At 54.9% G+C, this 5,294-nt stretch carries 6 protein-coding genes and 1 pseudogene; 2 read left to right on the top strand and 5 right to left on the bottom strand.

Going from position 1 to position 5,294, the window contains the following annotated elements:
• Window positions 1–702: 702 nt before the first annotated feature.
• A pseudogene (locus tag PHQ58_RS23250) lies at window positions 703–807 on the bottom strand (tautomerase family protein); the annotation flags it as partial.
• Between the two features lie 156 nt (window positions 808–963).
• Here PHQ58_RS23250 and PHQ58_RS23245 point away from each other — a divergent pair.
• A complete protein-coding gene (locus PHQ58_RS23245) occupies window positions 964–2,229 on the top strand; it encodes an AAA family ATPase (protein WP_300116201.1) in 1,266 nt (421 codons plus the stop codon).
• Window positions 2,226–2,762, top strand: a complete 537-nt coding sequence (locus tag PHQ58_RS23240; protein ID WP_300116199.1) for a hypothetical protein — start codon at window positions 2,226–2,228, stop codon at window positions 2,760–2,762. Before PHQ58_RS23245 ends, PHQ58_RS23240 begins: the two co-directional genes overlap by 4 nt.
• A gap of 184 nt (window positions 2,763–2,946) precedes the next feature.
• Here PHQ58_RS23240 and PHQ58_RS23235 read toward each other — a convergent pair whose 3' ends face one another.
• The 4 genes from PHQ58_RS23235 to PHQ58_RS23220 all read right to left on the bottom strand — a co-directional run.
• The gene (locus tag PHQ58_RS23235; protein ID WP_300116197.1) at window positions 2,947–3,336 is read right to left on the bottom strand and encodes a type II toxin-antitoxin system HicB family antitoxin; all 390 of its coding nucleotides are present in this window, start codon (window positions 3,334–3,336) and stop codon (window positions 2,947–2,949) included.
• Between the two features lie 17 nt (window positions 3,337–3,353).
• On the bottom strand, window positions 3,354–3,542 hold the full coding sequence (locus tag PHQ58_RS23230; RefSeq protein WP_300116195.1) for a type II toxin-antitoxin system HicA family toxin: 189 nt from the start codon (window positions 3,540–3,542) through the stop codon (window positions 3,354–3,356).
• Entirely contained in the window at window positions 3,539–3,826 is a 288-nt protein-coding gene (locus PHQ58_RS23225) for a hypothetical protein (protein WP_300116192.1), read from the bottom strand. Before PHQ58_RS23225 ends, PHQ58_RS23230 begins: the two co-directional genes overlap by 4 nt.
• A 42-nt stretch (window positions 3,827–3,868) precedes the next feature.
• A partial coding sequence (locus PHQ58_RS23220; RefSeq protein ID WP_300116190.1) for a methyl-accepting chemotaxis protein occupies window positions 3,869–5,294 on the bottom strand: 1,426 nt, incomplete at its 5' end.

Genomic DNA, 5,294 nt, shown 5'->3' with positions numbered 1-5,294 from the left:
CAATCCAGGGAAACTACCAAGGAAAACGACAATGAAATTCAAATCGGCACCAAATAAATTCGCCCGCAAACCCGCATGCTTATTGGGTTTGTGTCAAATCAAAACCACATTCACCGGACAGTAGTGACAAACACTATAACTTGTGTACCGAACAGACCTATGTGCAATTGGTACGCATGCTTGTTCATTGAGTGCGGCTTTGCGGCTTTTGCCTGGGCTACGACTCAGATTCGGAAGCACTAGTCATGCTTGGCGTGAGCGGTCGTTTCAAGGAAATTGCCTGTCATGATTGGGTCGAGCGACCGGTCTGGGTGGCCGAGCGATCACTTGAATCGCTGTACTGCGAATGACCGGTTGAAGCACTGGGGACGTGCTAAGAGGTCAGGTTCGAATGTCCGAGTCCAGCATTCTGGAGTCAATCACGGCCAAAACTCCAGGGACTCCAACCTCTGCTAACCTGACTTCTGCCGTCCCCTGAATTGGGCTTCCAAACTCGTGCTCAAACAAAGCTGATCAGCAGGGGATGGGTTGGGGTGGCGGCCGATTTGGCTACGCCGAAACTGCGTTTTCTGGGCCTTTGACAGTATGAGGCCGCCGCACCAACCCATCTCCTGCCACCCACAGACGCTGCAAAGCGGGTTCTGATTCAATAGCTGCTTGCGCATACAGAACAAGGGATACAGGCCGATTTGGCTTAAAAACTTACCGCCCCAACTCCTTTGCACTCACCCCCGCAATGCCCCAGTTCACCTTGGGCACGTCGTGAATCCAGATGCGTACGTTGGCAACCGCTACGCCAATGGCTTCACCCGGGTCAGCACTGACGCAGACAAATCTAAAACATGATGTAACCTCAACCCCGTCAATCCATTCAAAGCATCTATAGCTGCACGGTATTGCGCATTGTGGGTAGCCGGGGCATTGAATCCATCAAGATGGTGCACCTGAATCAGGAAACATGAAATGACTTACGAAATTGAGACCGGTATTCCTCTGCCGAAGATCCGTCGGCCACGCCAGCCCAAACCTGATGTGCTCCAGATTCAAAACCTGGGGCCTATCGTCCAGGCTGATGTGCGCTTTGGCGACCTGACCGTGATCGTTGGCCCGCAGGCGACCGGCAAGAGCATTTTTCTGCAAACCTTGAAGCTGGTGCTGGATCGGGATCACATTCATGACACCTTCAAGCACCATAGCGTGGCCTTCAATGGTGACAGTGCGGCTTTCCTGGGCGGGTATTACGGCAAGGGCATGGCGGCAGCGTGGAAAGACGGCTCATCCAAGTTGAGCTGGAATGCCAAGTCTCTGAATTTGCCCGATTTGTCCAAGCCCACCAAAACCCGTGAACGCAAAGAGAGCCTGTTTTTCATTCCTGCGCAGCGGGTGATGAGTCTGGCCGCTGGGGTCACTCAGAATTTTGGCCAGTTCAACTACGGCGACCCCTACACCCTGCGCTACTTCAGCGATACGGTGCACGATTTGCTGCAAAACGAATTTGGTGCCAAAGGCGAGCTTTTCCCCCAACCCAACCGCCTGAACGACACCCTGCGCAAACCCATCAACGAGCATCTCTTTGGCGGCAGCAAGCTCACGGTGGACGCCAGTGATTTCACCAAAAGGCTGGTGCTCAAGGTGCCCGGCCACAAAGAGGGCTTGCCCTTCCTGGCGTGGTCGGCAGGACAGCGTGAATTCACGCCGCTACTGCTTGGGCTGTACTGGCTTTGCCCGGCAGGTGGGGCCAGCAAACGCGATGACATTGACTGGGTGGTGATCGAGGAGCCTGAAATGGGTTTGCACCCACAGGGCATCGCCACCGTGCTGCTGCTGGTGCTGGAGCTGCTGCGACGCGGTTACAAGGTAGTGCTGTCCACGCACTCACCCGTCGTGCTGGACATGGTTTGGGCGCTACAGGAATTCAAACAACTCGAAGGTACCGAAGGTGATGTGCGCAGCCTGTTTGAACTGCCCAATACCCATTACGCAAAAGACCTCGGCAAGGAAATTTTGAAGAAGGACTACCGGGTGTACTTCTTTGACCGTGACCAGACAGTACGAGATATTTCAAAGCTGGACCCCGGCGCTACGGATAGCGCCGAATCGCAATGGGGTGGCCTGGTTGGCTTTGCCAGCCGGACCGGTGACACGATTGCAAAGGTGGTGAATCGTTATGAGTCGAAACCCCGCAAAAAGAAGAAGCCGATTGCCGACGAAGGGAAGGCTAAATCATGAGTTCAGCAGGGAGCAAGCCGAAAAACAAAGTAGACAAACCGGCTTTGAAAACCAGTCAATTTGAAAGCGCTGCAACAGCCGCCGGGCTGAAAGTGATGCCCGGCAAAAGCGCTGTCAAAGGTCAGTATCAGGCTGGCATCACGTGCGGGACAGTGCTGAGCTTTACCGCCAGCGTCGATATTGACCAAGACTGCCAAGCGACCGAGCCCCAATCCAACCGCTGGGACTATGGCTTGGGTTTAAAAACCAAGAAAGGTGAAGAGTTTGCAGTATGGGTTGAACCCCACCCGGCCTCCAGCACCAGCGAAGTGGCCAAAATTTTGGCCAAGCTGGATTGGCTGGAGCACAAGCTCACGCAGCCGGACTTCAAAGGCTTGGAGACCTTGACCCAAAAATCCGCGCTAGCTGATATGCCACGTTTTCATTGGCTGGCGATGACCGGTGATATTCGAATTCGGCCTGGCAGTCGTGAAGCCGCGCTCTTGAGCAAACGCGGGCTGCGACTACCGAGCCGGCATTTGGTGTTGTCATAACGACGGCCTCTGCGTGCCAGCCAGCGCCGGAAAACACCTCAGAGCCAAACGCTACTAATTACATAGCTGTTTGCGAAATGTTGACAAGCGCTACAGCCCAATTTTTCTTATAAATGGCAACGACTCTCCCCTGTAGGTTGGGTTAGCCACAGGCGTAACCCAACAGGGTCTGGCGCTCCCTTGATTACTCGCGCATGGCGGCCTGCGCCGCCTTGGCCAAAAAGCCGGAACGTGTCATGTGGTGAGCGCTGGCCCATGTGTCAATCTGCTTCACCAGGTTGGAAGGCAGGCTCACATTCAGGCGCACAGGCTGGGTGTCAATGCGCGACAAATCCACGTCGACCAGCAACCACACACCGCCTTGGTATTGCGGGTCAGCTGTGAGCACTTCCAGCGGGGTAGGTGGCGGAACCGCCTCTGGCTCACCATGAAAATGTGCTTGTACCGCTTCCTGAATGGCGGCAGGAAGATCGCTCCACTCATCGGCGGCAGAAAAGCAGCCCGCAAAGTCTGGAAACGTCACACCATGGGCGTGGCCTGCGTCGCCTACATGCACATAAACGGGATAAAGCATTTGGGTTACTCCTGTCTTTAATGGTCAGCCAGCCCAGCCTGCTTGAGGATGCTGCGCTGGGTCGGCAGAGGCAAATCTTTCTTGGGGTGTGGCACTGTCACCTTGCCCGGCTTTGTGGGGTGCTTGAACTGGTGATGGGAGCCCACCACATGGACCAAGAACCAGCCATCCTCCTTGAGCAATTTGATGATGTCAGTGCTTTTCATCGATGAATGATACACACAATTACACAAATATCAGGCACATCAACAAACACCCGATCCCTGAACAACCCCATCAGACCGTCAAAAGTCTGTGCCAGCATGTCCCGCCGCAGACCGGCCAGGAGCGGCGCGGGCTTCATCACCTCAACCGGTGTTGTGTCTCTCACTTGTCGGAAGACTTCAAAATCCTCGTTGGTCAGGCCGACCTTGCGCCCTAGCACCGCGAGGGCCTCACCCTGCACACCAGCACGCAAGCCACCACCGCAATACTCGCCAGCGTCAAACACTCCTGATTGAATAGCTTCTCACGCAAGAATGACAGGTGCTTGTCAAAAGGTTTCCCATTGATCATCACCACCAGCAATTGGTGGCTTGGCACTAGTCACCGGTTTTGGTAGCGACACAGGCCTGGTCACCATTGGTTTTTTTACCGCAGACTTTGGCGCGGCCGAACCTGCACGGAGGGCACGATGCTCACCGCCGTTGAACGGTGTTGTCTTGGGAGTCCCCGAGTGAACCGGAGTTTGGACGGTGCTTTGATGGGCACCAAGATTAAATACCGCAACGGTCTGGACCAGTTCCTCAGCTTGTGATTTCAAACTACTGGCTGCCGCGGCCATTTCCTCAACCAGTGCCGCGTTTTGCTGGGTGGCCTTGTCCATTTGAGCAACTGCCTCACCAACCTGTGACACGCCGGCACTTTGCTCACTGCTCGCGGAACTGATTTCACTGACCAGATCTGTGACACGCCGTATGGAGGTGACGACCTCGGTCATGGTGGTTCCCGCCTGATCCACCAGTACCGTACCCTGCTCCACACGCTCTACGCTGGCATTGATCAGATTCTTGATTTCCTTGGCGGCATCTGCCGAACGCCCCGCCAGACTGCGTACTTCACTGGCTACAACGGCAAAGCCTCGGCCTTGTTCGCCCGCACGTGCGGCCTCCACTGCTGCATTCAGGGCCAATATGTTGGTCTGAAAAGCGATGCCATCAATGACTCCAATGATTTCTGAGATTTTGCGGGATGCATCGTTGATGCCCTTCATGGTGTCGACCACTTGTGCCACGACTTCACCGCCATGGGCCGCAACAGTCGAGGCATTCATAGCCAACTGGTTCACCTGTCGGGCACTGTCCGAGTTTTGTTTAAATGCCGAGCCCAGCTCCTCCATAGACGCGGATGTCTGTTCCAGGGCACTGGCTTGGCCTTCGGTTCGGGAACTCAAGTCATGGTTGCCTTGAGCAATCTCGGTGCTGGATATTTGCAAGCTCTCTGCACTGTGGCGCACATTGGCAACCATCCGGGCCAGATTTCCTTGCATCTCGGCAAGTGACGTCATCAGCAGTCCGATTTCGTCGGTTGTGCGTGCCACAACATCGCCCTGAAGGTCACCCTGTGCAATGCGCCGTGCCAATTGCACCGCCTCATTCAGAGGGCCCAGCACGCCTTGGCGTATCAACCAAAACGAGGCCAGAAGGAGCAGGCTTCCGAGAAGATTGAGGCAAATCACCAGTACTTTGATAAACGCCACCGCCTCTACAACCAGTGGGCCAAAGCGATCCGAATTGTCCTGCGTTGCACTCACATCGGGTTGCAAGCTCTTGACCAACTCTGCACTCATGGTGTTCCCAGGAGCAGCCTCAATCACCTTGCGCATATGGCCCATCTCTGCATAGTCTTTGAGCGGCAATTCAATGATGTCTCGAAATCCCAATATACGAAACAGCGTTTGTTCGACACCAAAAAGCTCA

This window comes from Rhodoferax sp., from assembly GCF_028688795.1.
In the GTDB taxonomy this organism is placed as follows: Bacteria; Pseudomonadota; Gammaproteobacteria; order Burkholderiales; family Burkholderiaceae_C; genus Rhodoferax.
The sequence above is the reverse complement of the archived record's forward strand: the minus strand, read 5'-3'. Positions and strand labels throughout refer to the sequence as shown.

Bases quoted from the DNA above. Each gene is read 5' to 3' on its own strand.
- PHQ58_RS23245 (WP_300116201.1), top strand. From the start codon at position 964: ATGACTTACGAAATTGAGACCGGTATTCCTCTGCCGAAGATCCGTCGG.
- PHQ58_RS23240 (WP_300116199.1), top strand. From the start codon at position 2,226: ATGAGTTCAGCAGGGAGCAAGCCGAAAAACAAAGTAGACAAACCGGCT.
- PHQ58_RS23235 (WP_300116197.1), bottom strand. From the start codon at position 3,336: ATGCTTTATCCCGTTTATGTGCATGTAGGCGACGCAGGCCACGCCCAT.
- PHQ58_RS23230 (WP_300116195.1), bottom strand. From the start codon at position 3,542: ATGAAAAGCACTGACATCATCAAATTGCTCAAGGAGGATGGCTGGTTC.